This is a genomic window from Mixta gaviniae, from assembly GCF_002953195.1.
Lineage (GTDB): Bacteria > Pseudomonadota > Gammaproteobacteria > Enterobacterales > Enterobacteriaceae > Mixta > Mixta gaviniae.
This window is the reverse complement of the sequence record NZ_CP026377.1, coordinates 1337768-1353185: the sequence shown is the minus strand read 5'-3', so window position 1 is coordinate 1353185 and position 15418 is coordinate 1337768. Positions and strand designations below refer to the sequence as shown.

Here is a 15418-nt window from a genome sequence, read left to right as displayed (position 1 = left end):
ACGCCCTTTGATGCAGATCATCGTTTTGATGCACTCCCGCTCATCTCAACGCCAAAATTCATCATTTGTCAGGGTGGCGCGATTTTTATCCAATAGAAAGAGAATAATCATACCAGGAAACGATTATGCCGACCCCGTACTGGACCGGCGCGGTGCTGCTCGCCAGCATCGCCATTATTGTTATCGCTATTGTTAAGTGCCGGCTGCACCCGTTTCTTGCGCTGCTGCTGGCGAGCTTTTTTGTCGGCGCGCTGACGGGCATGGATCCGCAGCGGATGGCTACCGCCATCGAAAACGGCATCGGCGGCACGCTCGGCTTTCTGGCGGCGGTGATTGGCCTCGGCAGCCTCCTCGGCAAGCTGATGGAGACCTCCGGCGCGGCAGAGCGCATAGGGCTTGCCCTGCTGAAATGTCGCTGGCTGTCGACTGACGTGGTGATGGTGCTGATGGGCTTGATCTGCGGCATTACCCTGTTTGTCGAGGTGGGCGTGGTGCTGCTGATCCCGCTGGCTTTTTCCATCGCACGCCAAACCCACACCTCGCTGCTGAAGCTGACCGTTCCGCTCTGCACCGCGCTGATGGCGGTTCACTGCGTAGTGCCCCCTCACCCTGCGGCGCTGTTTGTCACTGAGAAGCTGGGCGCGGATGTCGGCCGCGTTATTATGGGCGGGCTGCTGGTCGCCCTTGTCGCTTCTCTGGTCGGCGGCTGCCTGTTTCTGACGCTGGCCGGTAAGCGGTTACCCTTCCGCGCGGTGCCGGCAGCTTTTTCTGACGTGACCGCGCGCGTCAAACAGACGCTGCCGTCGCCCGGCGCCTCGCTGGGCGCCATCTTTCTGCCTGTCGCCCTGATGCTGATGAAAACGCTCTCTCAGATCGCGCTGCCTGCACAAAGCGCCGCGGCGCATCTGCTGGCCTTTTTTGGCAACCCGGTAACCGCCCTGTTTATCGCGGTATTGGTCGCCGGCTATACCCTTGGGCTGCGCCGTAATGAAACAATGACGTCGCTGCTTGGCAAAACGGAAAGCGGCTTTAGCGCTGTCGCCAATATTTTGCTGATTATTGGCGCGGGCGGCGCGTTTAACACCGTCCTGAAAGAGAGCGGCCTGGCGCAATCGCTGGCGCAGATACTCTGCGGCCTGCATATGCATCCTGTCCTGCTCGCCTGGCTGGTGGCGCTGATCCTGCATGCCGCCGTAGGCTCGGCTACCGTCGCCATGATGGGCGCCGCGGGCATCGTCGGCCCGATGCTGCCCCTCTACCCCGGCGTTAGCCCTGAGATTATGGTTATCGCCATCGGCTCCGGGGCGATCGGCTGCACTATCGTCACCGATTCCCTCTTCTGGCTGGTGAAACAGTACTGCGGCGCCACGCTCAGCGAGACCTTCCGTTATTACACCAGCGCCACGCTGATCGCCTCCGTGGCGGCGCTGGGCTGCACTTTCCTGCTCTCCATGTTTCTCTGACGGCCTGCTGCCCGCCGGCTTCCACGGCGATTTATCTTTGGCTTCAGCCGCGAACCGCACGCATTTCACAGCGGATCGGCGGTCGACGCGCCATACTCTACTCGTTGGTCGCGGCACCGACCGGCATCAGGCGGTTTGCGTTGTATAAACCGTCGCGAAAAATTAAACCGATGCAACCACGGTAACGTTTCGACTGAAGCATTGCGCTACCTGCTTCTCTTTATCCTTCATCAGCGTCAGGAAAATATTATGTCAAACAATGAACCTGTTCAGGCCTGCGACCTCGTTATTTTTGGCACCAAAGGCGACCTGGCCCGTCGTAAACTGCTGCCCTCTCTTTACCGGCTGGAGAAATCCCAGAGCCTGCACGCCGAAAGTACCATTACCGGCGTAGGCCGTGCCGACTGGGATCGTCAGGGGTATGTCGACTTTGTCAGAAATGCCCTGGATACGTTCCTGAAGGAGGAAGTGGATGAAGAGGTCTGGGCGCGCTTTGCCGAACGCCTCGATTTTTGCCAGCTCGATGTGAACGACGCGGCAGGCTTTAGCGCGCTGAAAAAGAAGGTCGATCAGCAAAAACGCGTGACCATCAACTATTTCGCTATGCCACCCGCCACCTTCAGCGCGATTTGCGAAGGTCTGGCCGCCGCCTCGCTGCACCAGCCGCCGACGCGTATCGTGATGGAGAAGCCGCTGGGAAATTCGCTTGAAACCTTCAGAGAAATCAACGATGTGGTCAGCCGCTATTTTGATGAAAGCCAGGTCTACCGTATCGACCACTATCTCGGTAAGGAAACCGTGCTTAACCTGCTCGCTCTGCGTTTCTCTAACGCCCTGTTTTTAAATAACTGGGATAACCGCTCGATTGAACACGTTCAGATTACCGTTGCTGAAGAGGTGGGCATCGAAGGCCGTTGGGGTTATTTCGACCGCGCGGGCCAGATGCGCGATATGGTGCAGAGCCACCTGCTGCAGATCCTGACCATGGTAACCATGTCGCCGCCGCCGGATCTCAGCGCCCGCGCTATCCGCGATGAAAAGGTGAAGCTGCTGCGATCGCTGCGCCGCATCGACCGTAGCAATATCCGCGATAAAGTGGTCAGAGGGCAATATACCGGCGGACTGATTAACGATCAGAAAGTGCCGGGCTATCTTGAAGAAGAAGGCGCGGATAAAAAGAGCCAGACGGAGACCTTTGTCTCGGTCAGGGTAGATATCGATAACTGGCGCTGGGCCGGCGTCCCCTTTTATCTGCGCACCGGCAAACGCATGCCGGTGAAGATGTCCGAGATAGTTATCTATTTTAAAAAGCCGCAGCTGAACCTCTTTTCCGCCTCGCATAAAGCGCTGCCGCAAAACAAGCTGACGATCCGTCTGCAGCCCGACGAGGGCATGGATCTTGAAATCCTGAATAAAGTCCCCGGCCTGGATCATAAGCATCATCTGCAGACCACTAAGCTGGATCTGAGCTATTCCGATACCTTTGCCGAGCCGAAACTGGCCGACGCTTATGACCGCCTGCTGCTGGAGTGCATGCGCGGGATCCAGGCGCTGTTCCTCAGCCGCGATGAAGTCGAGGCGGCGTGGGAGTGGGTAGATTCCATTACCCATACCTGGGACACCAACAATACGCCGCTCAGGCCTTATCAGGCCGGTACCTGGGGGCCGCTGGCGTCGGTGGAGAATATTTCGCGCGAAGGGCACGAATGGAATGAGTTTTCGTAAGGCGCGGGCGGCGCGGCGCAAACGGCAGCCGGGTTGAGTGGCATTCCGGATAGCCGCTATCCGGAATCGATGCCTCAGACGCTGTGGCTGCTTTTTTCCCCTTCCGCTTTTCCTTCGCAGGGCGGGCGGCAGGGGATTTAGTTTTGGCGCCCTTCCCTGATTAACCGCTGGCGACAGGCCTCTTTTACCCAGGCGCTAAATTTACCCGTACCGGCCACCGCGTTTATTGCCCTGAGCAGATCATCTTCAATACGAATATTTTTTCTTGTACTGGTTGAGCGCTCAGGATGATTTTTTCCAGCCGTCTTTTGCATTATTCCCACCATTAATTAAAACATCAGGATTAATTAAAAAGATTATAATTGATAATCCACGCAGGCCTGAACGTTTCACGTCAGAAACCTCTGTCATAATAGCGGCTAATTATTGCCATCGCGTCGCCCACCCTGAATTTCAGCCGCCTGTTTTTCAAGAAACCGCTGCCACGATCTTTCCGTTTTATCAAAGAATTCCGTCAGATAATCAATACAGGTTTTTACCTTAACGGGAAGCATGTCTTTGGCGGTATAGAGCGCATAAACGGGCCTGGGGGCAGTATGGTACAAGGGGAAAAGCACCTCTGTCTCCCCGGCAATAATGTCCTGCATGACCCAAATTACAGGCACGAAAGCGATGCCGTCGCCCTCACGCAGCCAGTTAATCAGCGCCAGCGGATCGTTAGTGGAGTAGCGCCCTTTGGGCGCAAGGCGCACCGTGCCGCCGTCTGGCGCAACCAGCTCAAACGTATTGTCCGGCTGGATGCTGTATTCAAGCCAGTCGAATTTGATTAAATCCGCCGGGTGCGCAGGCGCGCCGTTTTTCTCCAGATAACGGCGGGCAGCGCAAACCACCATCGGCATAGTGCCGATACGGCGACTGTAGAGGCCGGAGCTTTCCAGGTCGCCGAAACGCACGATCACATCCAGCCCGTTCGATATCAGATCGGGCGCCGGGATGCCGGTAACCAGGTTGACACTAAGCCCTGGAAACGCTTTTAACAGCGCTGAACTCATCTGCGTCATGACATATTGCGCCATAGTGGGAGAACAGCCGACCCGTAGCGTGCCGCCCGGATTATGGTTAAAGGCGAACATCGCCTCGTGCGCCTGCCGGGCCTCCTCCAGCGTGCGGCAGCATCCCCGATAGAAGACCTTGCCAGCGTCGGTCAGCGCCAGGCTGCGCGTGGTGCGGTTAAGCAACTTAACCTGCAATTCTTCTTCCAGCTTCGCGATGATGACGCTAACGGAAGAAACGCTCAGATGAAGCTGCTGCGCGGCCTTTGTCAGCGATCCGGTCTCGGCCACTTTAACAAAGATGCCCATGCTGCGTAAGCTTTCCATTATTTACTCTTTTTAAAAAGTCTATTGGCTAACATTCGATAAAACTCTTTATTCGCTTCGTTTATCATAGATATTAACGGCTGACAGAATCAGTCTATTAACCCTTAAACAGGGCGATTATTATCATTTTAAGTCAACGATTATTCATTTTGCCCAGGCCATGTCAGCCTCGTTCAACGAGGGTGCCGCTCAGGATGATAATAAAAAGCAGAGACGAAGAGAACAGGAAAGTGAACGCAACAAAAACCATCCGAAGAATTAAAATAACATCCGCCCTGATGTAATTCATTTCTTACCGGCAATGTCACCCGTTTCACCCTTTTTCACCACCGCACATTAACGTTGTACAAGAGTGGCATATTGCCCCAAGGCCGTATCAGGAATAAAGCATGGTTGAATCTATACGCTTCCCGCTAAAGCTGGCGTTTGCTCTGGTGTCGGCGCTGGTGCTGGGTTTTTATTTTAATCTGGCGATGCCCCGCTGGGCGGTCATGACCGCCGGCATCGTCGCAGGCGGATCCGCTTTTGCCGCAGGCGGCGATCCTTATGCCGGCGCACTTCGCCTGCGCGGCGTGCTGCGTATTGTCGGCACCTTTTTCGGCAGCGCCGCGGCGCTTTTGTTAATTATTGCCTTTGCCCAGGCGCCGGCGATATTGCTGCTGCTGGCCTGCGTTTGGGCCGGCTTTTGCGTGTGGCTTTCAACGCTGGCGCGCCTGGAGAACGCCAGCGCGATGGCAACGGCCAGCTATACGGCGCTAACCGTTATCGTCACCGTGTATGCCAGCCATAATCTGACGCTGGCGCCGCTGTATGCGATCGAGCGCTGTATGGAGATCGTACTTGGCATTATTTGCGCCATCGTGGCGGATATCCTCTTTTCTCCGCGCTCAATAAAAAGCGTGATCGATAAAGAAGCCTCATCGCTGTTAGTGGCGCATTATCAGCTGCTAAAGCTGGCTCTGTTCAACGCCGGTCGGCAGGAGATCGATAAAAAACTGCATGAGGTGGTACGCCGTGCCGCCGCGTTGAAAAATATGCAGACCAATCTCAGGCTGGAATCGAAACGCTGGGAGAGTGCCAGCCGTCGTCTCTCTATGCTGCACGCGCTTTCGCTTTCGCTGGTGACGCAGGCGACAGATATCTTTTTGATGCAAAAAATCTCCGCTATCCCGGTGCCCGCGGAGAGCAGGACACTGCTGCATAAAGAGGCGCAGGATATCGCCGCGCTGCAAGCCTGCCTTAAAGAGATAAGAGGCGAGTTGGGCGCGCATCACAGCAGCGCCAGATTCGAGCCGCTGATGCGCTGGACCGGGACGGCCACGCAATACTTGCTGCTGCTTAAGGGGCTGAAAAGCAACGTCCGAATTAACGCTATTGAAAATAACATCCTCAGCGCTGAAAAAATCTCCCCGGTGCGTTCTCTGGAAAGCTATCCGGCGCTCATGAACGGCCTGCGCACCTTTGTTGCAACGGGAACGGCCGCGCTATTCTGGCTTTATACCGGCTGGACCTCCGGCAGCAGCTGCATGATATTGCTCGGCGTTGTCACTGCGCTTGCCATGCGCTCACCCAATCCGCTCGCCGTGGCGAAAGATTTCGTTTACGGCATGGCCGCCGCCGCCCCCATCGCCTTTCTGTTATATACGGTCATTATTCCCGCGACGCAGCAAAGCCTGCTGTTGCTTTGCTGCGTACTCGGCGGCGTGGCGTTTATCTGCGGCATCCTGCTGCAGCGCAGGCAGCTGGGCACTATGGGCGCCTTTGCCGGCATTCTCAACGCGGTGACGTTAGAAAACCCAATGCTGTTTAATATGCACCTCTTTATCGATAACGTTCTCGGCCAGGTTATCGGCAGCTGCCTTGCGATGATGGTGATCCTGCTTATCCCTGATAAATCGAAGGCGCGCACCGGGAATAACATTATGAATACGCTGATGTATTCAGTATTAACAGTGATGAAGCCCGGTTTTAAACACCGCTTTAATAACCACCTGCCCGCGCTTTTTCATCAGCTCGGTTTACTGCAAAGTTTATTTCCCGGCGACGATGATAAGTTCAGGATGTCGCTGGCGTTGATTATCAGCCACCAGCGGCTACGTGCCCTTGAGCTGCCACGCGCGCCTGAACTCTGGCCTGAATATCAACGCATTAAACGCACCGCCGATGATATCAGGCATGCCGGCAGCAACCGTGAGCGCAAACAGAAGCTGGATGAGCTGCTTGCGCATTTGAAGGGCTATCAGGAAAAGCTGGTAACCTTAGAGATGCCGAAGCCGGCGGCGCAAAGCGTGGAAAGGCTGGTGCTGTTGCTTGATAACTACCATCACGCCTTCAACCAGGCTTAATTGCAGATCCTGCGTCGTCGCCTGGCGCGCAGGGCCTGACATCCTGAATGGCTGACGGGCGAAGATTCATGACGTCCTTTCTCCTCCGCATGCAGCGTCAACGTTGCAACGCGGGAAGCGGTAACGGCTACCGTCTGTTGGGGATGAGCGGAAAGCGGGCCTTTCCGGGTTATTACCGTCCAGCCATCAGCATAAAGCGCTTGCCTTTAGAAAGCCGTTAGAAGGTTTTCATCTTTTTTGCGGGACGTATTCGGATGAACAGGCTGATGCAGTCAGCAAAATGGCAGTGATTGAACAAGCGGCGGGAAAGCATAGAAATGGTGCGTCGATATGCTCACCTCGCCCCTCATCATTTAACGGAGCATGCGCGCAAAATTGACTCACTTTTGGGTGACAACGACACAAATACGACACAAGGAGGAAATCAGTAGGTTTGCGGATTGTGTAACTGTTTGATATTGAATGGCACGCCCTACAGGATTCGAACCTGTGACCTACGGCTTAGAAGGCCGGTGCTCTATCCAGCTGAGCTAAGGGCGCTTTGGTGAATTGGCTCGAATTATACGGCGCAAAGGCAGCGAGTCAACGTTTTTACGGCTGGCGCGCGCGCTTCGCCGAAGATGTAACCAGCCAGCGCGATTCAGGGACTGACAGCGGCGCGCGCTTCTGACAAAATACGCCGCATTCCCCGATTCACTCAAACAGATGGATTCCTTCCCTGATGGCAGCAAAAATTATTGACGGTAAAACGATTGCGCAGCAGGTGCGCCTTGAGGTTGCTGAAAAAGTGAAACAGCGGCTGGCGAACGGAAAGCGTGCGCCGGGCCTGGCGGTAGTGCTGGTCGGCGAAGATCCCGCCTCGCAGATCTATGTCGGCAGCAAGCGTCGCGCCTGCGAAGAGGTCGGGTTTCTCTCCCGCTCTTACGATCTGCCGGCAACCACCAGCGAAAGTGCGCTGCTTGAACTGATCGACACGCTGAACAACGACAGCGAAATCGACGGGATTTTGGTGCAGCTGCCGCTGCCGGCAGGCATTGATAACGTCAAGGTGCTGGAGCGTATCGCGCCGGATAAAGATGTTGACGGCTTCCACCCTTATAATGTCGGCCGCCTCTGCCAGCGCGCGCCGCTGCTGCGCCCCTGCACACCGCGCGGCATCATTACGCTGCTGGAGCGGTATAATATCGATACCTACGGCCTGAACGCGGTCGTGGTCGGCGCCTCAAATATCGTTGGCCGCCCGATGAGCCTTGAACTGCTGCTGGCCGGCTGTACCACCACCGTAACGCATCGCTTTACCAAAGATCTGCGTCATCATATCGAACATGCCGATCTGCTGGTGGTGGCGGTCGGTAAGCCGGGCTTTATTCCCGGCGCGTGGATCAAGCCCGGCGCGATTGTTATCGACGTAGGGATTAATCGTCTGGAAAGCGGCAAAGTGGTGGGCGACGTGGAGTTTGACGCCGCCGCCGAACGCGCCGCCTGGATTACGCCGGTGCCGGGCGGCGTTGGACCGATGACGGTCGCGACGCTGATCCAAAATACGCTGCAGGCGTGCGAAGAGTATCACGACAAAGGAGCCGCATAATGGCCACATTTTCTTTAGGTAAACATGCGCACGTCGACCTGTGCGATCTGCTGAAGCTGGAAGGCTGGGTAGAAAGCGGCGCAATGGCGAAAAACCTTATCGCCGATGGTCTGGTAACGGTGGATGGTCAGGTTGAAACGCGTAAGCGCTGCAAGATCGTCGCCGGTCAGACGGTGGAGTTTGAAGGGCAGCGTGTGAAGGTCACGGCCTGATGCGACCACAGCCGGCTTAGCCGGCTGTTTTTTTATCTGACGCGCATCCGCCTTTCGGCCAGCTGCGGTTAGCGCGCCTGCTGCCTAAGCTCGCTCTTCTCCGCGTCGCTCAGCGCAGGCTGCTGCGCCTGGTCGCTTTCCGACGCTTTCACCGCCGCCTCCAGTACCGCCATGACCGCCAGGGCCTGCTGCGGCGGTACCGGGTTTGCCTGCTGGCCGTTCAGCGCGTTGGCAATCTGTATATAGTACTGGCGCTGATCGCCCGCCGGAGTCGGCAGCTGGCGCGGCGCCTCCTCTGTGCTGTACAGCACCATGGCGTCGTCGTCCGCGCCCCAGCCTGCGCTGCCGGGCGTCACGCCCGCCAGCAGCTGGCTCTCCTGACGATCGGCATGCGCTTTGATCAGGCTGCCTTTGTCGCCATGCACGCTAAAGCGCGATACGCCGCCGGCCACCAGCATGCTGCAGTGCAGGATAACCCGGTGGGTCGGATAGTTCAGCACCACATGCGCCCAGTCATTCACTTCCGCCTGTTCACGCAGCGTGGCGATATTGCCCTGCACACTCTCCGGCAGGCCGAACAGTTGCAGCGCCTGGTCGATCAGATGCGGCCCTAAATCGAACCACAGGCCGCTGCCCGGCACGTTCTGCTCGCGCCAGCGTACGCGCACCTGCGGACGGAAGCGGTCAATATGGGATTCAAACTGCGCCACTTTGCCCACCAGTCCCTGCTCTATTGCCTGACGTACGCCAAGATAGTCGCTGTCCCAACGGCGGTTATGGAAGACCGACAGCAGCTGCCCTTTCTCCGCGGCCAGGGCGATCAGCTCGCGTGCTTCCTGCATATCCAGCGTAAACGGCTTATCTACTACCACATGCTTGCCCGCTTCCAGCGCTTCTCTGGCCAGCGGCGCGTGTGTGGTGTTGGGCGAGGCGATCACCACCAGATCGATATTCGGGTCGGCAAACGCCTGTTGCGCATCGGCAATCACCCGCATACCGGGGAAATCGGCCTGCACTTTGGCGGCGTCGCTGGAAACGATAGCGTAGAGGTTCAGCCCCGCCGTGGCGGAAAGCAGCGGCGCGTGAAAGGTTTTTCCGGCGAAGCCGTAGCCAACCAGCGCCACATTGATCATTGCGTTGTCACTCATAGTGTTCTCCTTCGGCGATAACTGAAACGTCGGTGGACGGCATAGCGGGCAGCGCACTCCAGGGACGATCGATAAACAGACGTTGCATATCCGCTAAATCCGCCACGCGATGCGGCTGACAGCGGTCCAGCTTTAAATGGTCGACAACCAGCCAGCGCCGGGCGCTGAAGGCCAGCATGGCGCGTTTGATTTCAGCGTCTGCTTCCTGGCTGGCGCTGATGCCCAGACGCGCGTCGACCGCACAGGCACCGAGAATGGCGATATCGGCGCGGTAGCGCTGCAGCGTCGCCAGCGTGGCGGCGCCGGCGAACAGGCGCTGATCGTTATCCCACTGCCCGCCGAGCAGAATCAGCTCAATCCCGGGCCGGTCGCTCAATGCGCAGGCGATATCCAGCGAGGCGGTGATAACGCGCGCGGGAACGGCAAGCTCGGCGGCGACCGCCAAAACGGTGCTGCCGGCGTCCAGCATCAGCGTACTGCCCGCTGGGATCTGGCGCGCCACCGCCCTGCCCAGCCGCTGCTTGGTGGCGTTCAGCACGCCGCTGCGTGCCTGGCGCGACATCGCGGGCACATCCAGCGCGATAGCGCCGCCATGGTTTTTCTGCGCCAGCCCCTGCTGCTCAAGATCGTTAAGATCGCGGCGTACGGTGTCCACCGATACCCGCAGGGCGCGGGCCAGCTCCGCCACGCCCGACTGTCCCTGCTCGCTTAACAGTGCCAACAGCGCTTTTTGACGCGCAACTTTATGCATAATGATCCTCCGTCACAGCAATATACTGCAAAAAACGGCAAATAACAGCAAGCGCAGGATCAAAAGGATCTTTCTGATATATGTCTCAGCATGAAGGGGCCGGGATACGCGGCGTCAGGCGGAACATGCGTTGCTGACGATAATGAAGGATAAAAAAAAGGCCGGTCAACGCCGGCCCAGAGAGAGTGTGAGACGAAGCGCGTTACTTGCGGCGCCAGGTGGTGCCCTGCGGGCCATCTTCCAGCACGATGCCTAACGCGTTCAGCTTGTCGCGCGCAACATCCGCCTGCGCCCAGTCTTTCGCCTGACGCGCATCGTTACGCATTTTAATCAGCGCTTCGATCTCGGCCACTTCGTCGTTATCCTGCTCCCCGCCCTGCAGGAACAGCTCCGGATCCTGCGTCAGCAGCCCCAGCACGCCGGCCAGTTCGCGCAGACGCGCCGCCAGCCCGTCCGCCGCGGCTTTATCTTCCGCTTTCAGGCGGTTGACGTCACGCGCCAGATCGAACAGCACCGAATAGGCTTCCGGCGTGTTGAAGTCATCATCCATCGCTTCACGGAAGCGCGCGACAAAGGCTTCGCCGCCTGCCGGTTCGGCACTGGCGTCGGTATGGCGCAGTGCGGTGTAAAGGCGCTCCAGCGCGGCGCGCGCCTGCTTCAGGTTCTCTTCGCCGTAATTCAGCTGGCTGCGATAGTGGCCGGACATCAGGAAGTAACGCACCGTCTCGGCGTCAAAATGCTGCAGCACGTCGCGAATGGTGAAGAAGTTGCCCAGCGATTTGGACATCTTTTCGCGATCGACCATCACCATGCCGGAGTGCATCCAGTAGTTGACGTAAGGACCGTCATGGGCGCAGGTGGACTGCGCGATCTCATTTTCATGGTGCGGGAACATCAGGTCGGATCCGCCACCGTGAATATCGAAATGCTCGCCCAGCTGCTTGCAGTTCATGGCGGAGCATTCAATATGCCAGCCCGGACGTCCGGCGCCCCACGGCGACGGCCAGCTCGGCTCGTCCGCTTTCGACATCTTCCACAGCACGAAATCCATCGGGTTGCGTTTGACGTCGGCCACTTCCACGCGCGCCCCCGCCTGCAGCTGCTCCAGATCCTGGCGCGACAGGCAGCCATATTGCGCATCGCTGTCGACGGCGAACATGACGTCGCCGTTGCTCGCCACATAGGCGTGTCCGCGCGCGATCAGCTTCTCCACCAGCTCGATGATTTCGCTGATATGGCGCGTGGCGCGCGGCTCGAGATCGGGCGGCAAAATATTCAGCGCGCTGAAATCGGCATGCATCTCGGCGATCATGCGGTTGGTCAGCGCCTCTACGGTTTCGTGATTTTCGTTGGCGCGCTTGATGATCTTGTCATCAATATCGGTGATATTGCGCACATATTTCAGCTGGTAGCCGCTGTAGCGCAGATAGCGCGCCACGATATCGAAGGCGACGAAGGTTCGGCCGTGACCGATGTGGCTCAGGTCATAAACGGTAATACCGCACACGTACATGCCCACTTCGCCGGCATGGATCGGTTTAAATTCCTCTTTTTGACGCGTCAGGGTATTAAAAATTTTCAGCATTGAACTTTCCGTATAAGCGTGTGCGGATAAACGAAACTAAGAAGGTCTATTTTTCACGTAAGCGCTACGCAATGCAAGAAAGGACGCAGGCGCGCAGCGCCAAAAGCGCGCCGGGAGGCCCGATAAAGCCCCTTTGCGCTTACTGACGCCGCCCCGGAATTTATGTTATAAGGAGCGTCTGTTAAAACTGGCCCGCGCAGGCGGGCGCAGTATCTTAAGAACTCCAACCTTTACAGGACGAGATTATGGTTACTTTCCAGACCAATCATGGCGACATCGTGATCAAAACCTTTGATGACAAAGCGCCGGCGACCGTGCAGAACTTCCTGGATTATTGCCGTGAAGGTTTCTACGACAACACCATTTTTCACCGCGTGATCAACGGCTTTATGATTCAGGGCGGCGGCTTTGAGCCAGGCATGAAACAGAAAGCGACCAAAGCGGAGATCCGCAACGAAGCCAATAACGGCCTGAAAAACACCCGCGGCACGCTGGCGATGGCGCGAACTTCCGCTCCGCATTCCGCTACCGCGCAGTTCTTCATCAACGTTGCCGACAACGACTTCCTGAACTTCCGTGACGAAAGCCTGCAGGGCTGGGGCTACTGCGTGTTCGCTGAAGTTGTCGAAGGTATGGACGTGGTTGATAAGATCAAAGCCGTTTCCACCGGCCGCAGCGGCATGCACCAGGATGTGCCGAAAGAAGACGTGATCGTGCAGAAAGTTATCGTTAGCGAGTAATGTCACGCACGCTGTTTATCGCAGATCTGCATCTGTGTCAGGAAGAACCGGCAATCACTGCCGGTTTTCTGCATTTTTTGCAGCGCGAAGCGCAAAGCGCCGACGCGCTCTACATTCTCGGCGACCTGTTTGAAGCCTGGATCGGCGATGACGATCCCAATCCGCTGCATCAGCAGATCGCCGAAGCGTTGCGCGCGCTGCCGTTGCCGGTCTTTTTCATTCACGGCAACCGCGATTTCCTGCTCGGCCAGCGTTATGCCCGCGTCAGCGGCATGACGCTGCTGCCGGAGGAACAGGTGCTGCATCTCTACGGCCGTCCGGTACTGATTATGCATGGCGACACGCTCTGCACCGACGATGAAGGCTATCAGCGCTTTCGCCGCAAGGTGCATCAGCGCTGGCTGCAAAAGCTGTTTCTCGCCCTGCCGCTGCGGCTACGTCAGCGTATCGCGCTGCGCATGCGCGATGGCAGCAAAAACGCCAACGGCCAGAAATCGATGGCGATTATGGACGTCAACGCGCAGGCGGTCAGCGAGGCGATGCAGCGTCATCAGGTGCAGTGGCTGATCCACGGCCATACTCATCGCCCGGCGGTACACCGGCTAACGGTGAATGGCCAGCCCGCCGAGCGTTTAGTGCTGGGCGCATGGCATAGCGCCGGTTCGATGATTGAAGTCACGCCGCAGGCGATTAACCTGATCCACTTCCCTTTCTAGCGCGGGAAACCTCCCGCTCTGGTGCCGCTTATTGGCCGACGCAACCGTTTTCCTTGCCGCTAAGACATGCTATTCTCTGTGCCCTTCCCGACCGCGTGGCAACCACGCCGGTGACCTTCGCATAATCACAGGAGTCAGATCCGCATGTCTCTTAACGCCGCCCCGACCCGCATCGCCATTGTCATGGGTTCCAAAAGTGACTGGGCCACTATGCAGTTCGCTGCGGAAATCCTTACCGCTCTGGCCGTTCCCTTTGATGTAGAAATCGTTTCCGCTCACCGCACGCCGGATAAGCTGTTCAGCTTTGCCGAAGGCGCGGCGGAGAACGGCTATCAGGTGATTATCGCAGGCGCCGGCGGTGCGGCCCATCTGCCGGGCATGCTGGCGGCGAAAACGCTGCTGCCTGTGCTGGGCGTGCCGGTGCAGAGCGCCGCGCTGAGCGGCGTCGACAGCCTCTACTCGATCGTGCAGATGCCGCGCGGCATTCCGGTCGGCACGCTGGCGATCGGCAAGGCGGGCGCCGCCAACGCCGCCCTGCTGGCCGCACAGATTTTGGCGATCCATGACGGCGAGCTGGCGACGCGCCTGACCGCCTGGCGTCAGGCGCAGACCGACGAGGTGTTGAATAATCCGGATCCGCGGGAGGAAGCATGAAGCCGGTTTGCGTATTAGGAAATGGCCAGCTGGGGCGTATGCTGCGTCAGGCGGGCGAGCCGCTGGGGATCGCTGTCTATCCGGTCGGGCTGGATGCCGAGCCGGAAGCGCTGCCGATTCAGCAGAGCGTGATTACCGCTGAGATTGAACGCTGGCCGGAAACCGCCCTGACGCGGGAGCTGGCACGTCACCCGGCCTTTGTTAACCGCGAGATTTTTCCGCTGCTCGCCGACCGCTTAACCCAGAAACAACTGCTCGATCGGCTGGGCCTGGCGACGGCGCCGTGGCAATTACTCGCCTCGGCGCAGGAGTGGCCGCAGGTGTTCGCCCGCCTGGGCGAGCTGGCGATCGTCAAGCGCCGCACCGGCGGCTATGACGGGCGTGGCCAGTGGCGTCTGCGCGCGACGGAGACCGGCGCGCTGCCCGATGCGTGTTACGGCGAGTGTATCGTTGAGCAGGGCATCAATTTTTCCGGCGAGGTGTCGCTGGTCGGCGCGCGCGGACATAACGGCGCAACGGTGTTTTATCCACTGACGCACAACCTGCATCAGGAAGGCATTTTGCGCACCAGCGTGGCGCTGCCGCAGCCGGACAAGGCGCAGCAGCAGCAGGCGGAACGGATGCTGAGCGCCATTCTCCATGAGCTGAACTATGTCGGCGTGATGGCGATGGAGTGCTTTGTGACACCGGAGGGGCTGCTGATCAACGAACTGGCGCCGCGCGTGCATAACAGCGGCCACTGGACGCAAAACGGCGCCTCTGTCAGCCAGTTTGAGTTGCATCTGCGTGCCATTCTTGATCTGCCGCTGCCTTCGCCGGTGGTCAGTACGCCGTCGGTGATGATTAATCTGATCGGTACCGACCTGAACCTGCAATGGTTAAGCGAGCCGCTGGCCCATCTGCACTGGTATGAAAAAGAGGTGCGCCCGGGCCGCAAGGTCGGCCATCTGAACCTCAGCGATGTGGACGGCGAACGTATTGCCGCCGCGCTGACGGCGCTGACGCCAATGCTGCCGCCGGAGTACGCCAGCGGTATCGCCTGGGCGCAGGAAATTTTGCGCTGAGCCGATGCACTGCCCGTCCCGGGCAGTGCCCCTTTTATCCTCTGCTAA

Annotated in this window: 14 protein-coding genes, 1 tRNA gene and 1 pseudogene; 10 read left to right on the top strand and 6 right to left on the bottom strand. The window is 58.2% G+C overall.

What is annotated here, in order from left to right:
- Window positions 1–125: 125 nt before the first annotated feature.
- Both dsdX and zwf read left to right on the top strand, forming a co-directional pair.
- Complete coding sequence (gene dsdX / locus C2E15_RS06220; protein ID WP_104956601.1) at window positions 126–1463, top strand: D-serine transporter DsdX; 1338 nt, start codon at window positions 126–128, stop codon at window positions 1461–1463.
- Window positions 1464–1712: 249 nt separating this feature from the next.
- On the top strand, window positions 1713–3188 hold the full coding sequence (gene zwf, locus C2E15_RS06215; RefSeq protein ID WP_104956600.1) for a glucose-6-phosphate dehydrogenase: 1476 nt from the start codon (window positions 1713–1715) through the stop codon (window positions 3186–3188).
- A 137-nt stretch (window positions 3189–3325) separates the two neighbouring features.
- On the opposite strand, the gene C2E15_RS06210 is transcribed toward zwf, so the two are convergent.
- Window positions 3326–3502 carry a YlcI/YnfO family protein gene (locus tag C2E15_RS06210; protein ID WP_104956599.1) on the bottom strand — a complete coding sequence of 59 codons (177 nt, stop codon included), beginning with the start codon at window positions 3500–3502 and terminating at the stop codon, window positions 3326–3328.
- A gap of 105 nt (window positions 3503–3607) precedes the next feature.
- On the bottom strand, window positions 3608–4567 hold the full coding sequence (gene aaeR, locus C2E15_RS06205; RefSeq protein WP_104956598.1) for an HTH-type transcriptional activator AaeR: 960 nt from the start codon (window positions 4565–4567) through the stop codon (window positions 3608–3610).
- Between the two features lie 389 nt (window positions 4568–4956).
- On the opposite strand from aaeR, the gene C2E15_RS06200 reads away from it, so the two are divergent.
- Window positions 4957–6912 carry an FUSC family protein gene (locus C2E15_RS06200; RefSeq protein WP_104956597.1) on the top strand — a complete coding sequence of 652 codons (1956 nt, stop codon included), beginning with the start codon at window positions 4957–4959 and terminating at the stop codon, window positions 6910–6912.
- A gap of 305 nt (window positions 6913–7217) precedes the next feature.
- Window positions 7218–7343, top strand: a pseudogene (locus C2E15_RS21295) (integrase); the annotation flags it as partial.
- Between the two features lie 32 nt (window positions 7344–7375).
- Here C2E15_RS21295 and C2E15_RS06195 read toward each other — a convergent pair.
- Window positions 7376–7452 (bottom strand) — tRNA-Arg (locus C2E15_RS06195).
- A gap of 181 nt (window positions 7453–7633) precedes the next feature.
- Between C2E15_RS06195 and folD the strand changes: the two genes are divergently transcribed.
- Together folD and ybcJ are read left to right on the top strand one after the other, a co-directional pair.
- Window positions 7634–8500, top strand: coding sequence for a bifunctional methylenetetrahydrofolate dehydrogenase/methenyltetrahydrofolate cyclohydrolase FolD (gene folD, locus C2E15_RS06190; RefSeq protein WP_104956596.1), 867 nt, complete (start codon window positions 7634–7636; stop codon window positions 8498–8500).
- The gene (gene ybcJ / locus C2E15_RS06185; protein WP_104956595.1) at window positions 8500–8712 is read left to right on the top strand and encodes a ribosome-associated protein YbcJ; all 213 of its coding nucleotides are present in this window, start codon (window positions 8500–8502) and stop codon (window positions 8710–8712) included. The genes folD and ybcJ overlap by 1 nt, the downstream gene beginning before the upstream one ends.
- Window positions 8713–8780: 68 nt before the next feature.
- On the opposite strand, the gene C2E15_RS06180 is transcribed toward ybcJ, so the two are convergent.
- From C2E15_RS06180 to cysS, 3 genes are all read right to left on the bottom strand, one after another.
- The gene (locus C2E15_RS06180) at window positions 8781–9860 is read right to left on the bottom strand and encodes an oxidoreductase (protein ID WP_104956594.1); all 1080 of its coding nucleotides are present in this window, start codon (window positions 9858–9860) and stop codon (window positions 8781–8783) included.
- The gene (locus tag C2E15_RS06175) at window positions 9853–10611 is read right to left on the bottom strand and encodes a DeoR/GlpR family DNA-binding transcription regulator (RefSeq protein ID WP_104956593.1); all 759 of its coding nucleotides are present in this window, start codon (window positions 10609–10611) and stop codon (window positions 9853–9855) included. Before C2E15_RS06175 ends, C2E15_RS06180 begins: the two co-directional genes overlap by 8 nt.
- A 202-nt stretch (window positions 10612–10813) precedes the next feature.
- A complete protein-coding gene (cysS, locus tag C2E15_RS06170) occupies window positions 10814–12196 on the bottom strand; it encodes a cysteine--tRNA ligase (protein ID WP_104956592.1) in 1383 nt (460 codons plus the stop codon).
- Between the two features lie 245 nt (window positions 12197–12441).
- Between cysS and ppiB the strand changes: the two genes are divergently transcribed.
- The 4 genes from ppiB (at window position 12442) to purK (ending at window position 15370) form a co-directional block, all read left to right on the top strand.
- Window positions 12442–12936 (top strand): peptidylprolyl isomerase B, encoded by a 495-nt coding sequence (gene ppiB / locus C2E15_RS06165; RefSeq protein WP_104956591.1) that lies wholly within the window; start codon window positions 12442–12444, stop codon window positions 12934–12936.
- Complete coding sequence (gene lpxH / locus C2E15_RS06160) at window positions 12936–13652, top strand: UDP-2,3-diacylglucosamine diphosphatase (RefSeq protein WP_104956590.1); 717 nt, start codon at window positions 12936–12938, stop codon at window positions 13650–13652. Before ppiB ends, lpxH begins: the two co-directional genes overlap by 1 nt.
- Window positions 13653–13796: 144 nt before the next feature.
- The gene (gene purE / locus C2E15_RS06155; protein WP_104956589.1) at window positions 13797–14306 is read left to right on the top strand and encodes a 5-(carboxyamino)imidazole ribonucleotide mutase; all 510 of its coding nucleotides are present in this window, start codon (window positions 13797–13799) and stop codon (window positions 14304–14306) included.
- Window positions 14303–15370, top strand: a complete 1068-nt coding sequence (purK, locus tag C2E15_RS06150) for a 5-(carboxyamino)imidazole ribonucleotide synthase (RefSeq protein WP_104956588.1) — start codon at window positions 14303–14305, stop codon at window positions 15368–15370. Before purE ends, purK begins: the two co-directional genes overlap by 4 nt.
- Window positions 15371–15418: the final 48 nt, after the last annotated feature.

Bases quoted from the DNA above. Each gene is read 5' to 3' on its own strand.
- dsdX (WP_104956601.1), top strand. From the start codon at position 126: ATGCCGACCCCGTACTGGACCGGCGCGGTGCTGCTCGCCAGCATCGCC.
- zwf (WP_104956600.1), top strand. From the start codon at position 1,713: ATGTCAAACAATGAACCTGTTCAGGCCTGCGACCTCGTTATTTTTGGC.
- C2E15_RS06210 (WP_104956599.1), bottom strand. From the start codon at position 3,502: ATGCAAAAGACGGCTGGAAAAAATCATCCTGAGCGCTCAACCAGTACA.
- aaeR (WP_104956598.1), bottom strand. From the start codon at position 4,567: ATGGAAAGCTTACGCAGCATGGGCATCTTTGTTAAAGTGGCCGAGACC.
- C2E15_RS06200 (WP_104956597.1), top strand. From the start codon at position 4,957: ATGGTTGAATCTATACGCTTCCCGCTAAAGCTGGCGTTTGCTCTGGTG.
- folD (WP_104956596.1), top strand. From the start codon at position 7,634: ATGGCAGCAAAAATTATTGACGGTAAAACGATTGCGCAGCAGGTGCGC.
- ybcJ (WP_104956595.1), top strand. From the start codon at position 8,500: ATGGCCACATTTTCTTTAGGTAAACATGCGCACGTCGACCTGTGCGAT.
- C2E15_RS06180 (WP_104956594.1), bottom strand. From the start codon at position 9,860: ATGAGTGACAACGCAATGATCAATGTGGCGCTGGTTGGCTACGGCTTC.
- C2E15_RS06175 (WP_104956593.1), bottom strand. From the start codon at position 10,611: ATGCATAAAGTTGCGCGTCAAAAAGCGCTGTTGGCACTGTTAAGCGAG.
- cysS (WP_104956592.1), bottom strand. From the start codon at position 12,196: ATGCTGAAAATTTTTAATACCCTGACGCGTCAAAAAGAGGAATTTAAA.
- ppiB (WP_104956591.1), top strand. From the start codon at position 12,442: ATGGTTACTTTCCAGACCAATCATGGCGACATCGTGATCAAAACCTTT.
- lpxH (WP_104956590.1), top strand. From the start codon at position 12,936: ATGTCACGCACGCTGTTTATCGCAGATCTGCATCTGTGTCAGGAAGAA.
- purE (WP_104956589.1), top strand. From the start codon at position 13,797: ATGTCTCTTAACGCCGCCCCGACCCGCATCGCCATTGTCATGGGTTCC.
- purK (WP_104956588.1), top strand. From the start codon at position 14,303: ATGAAGCCGGTTTGCGTATTAGGAAATGGCCAGCTGGGGCGTATGCTG.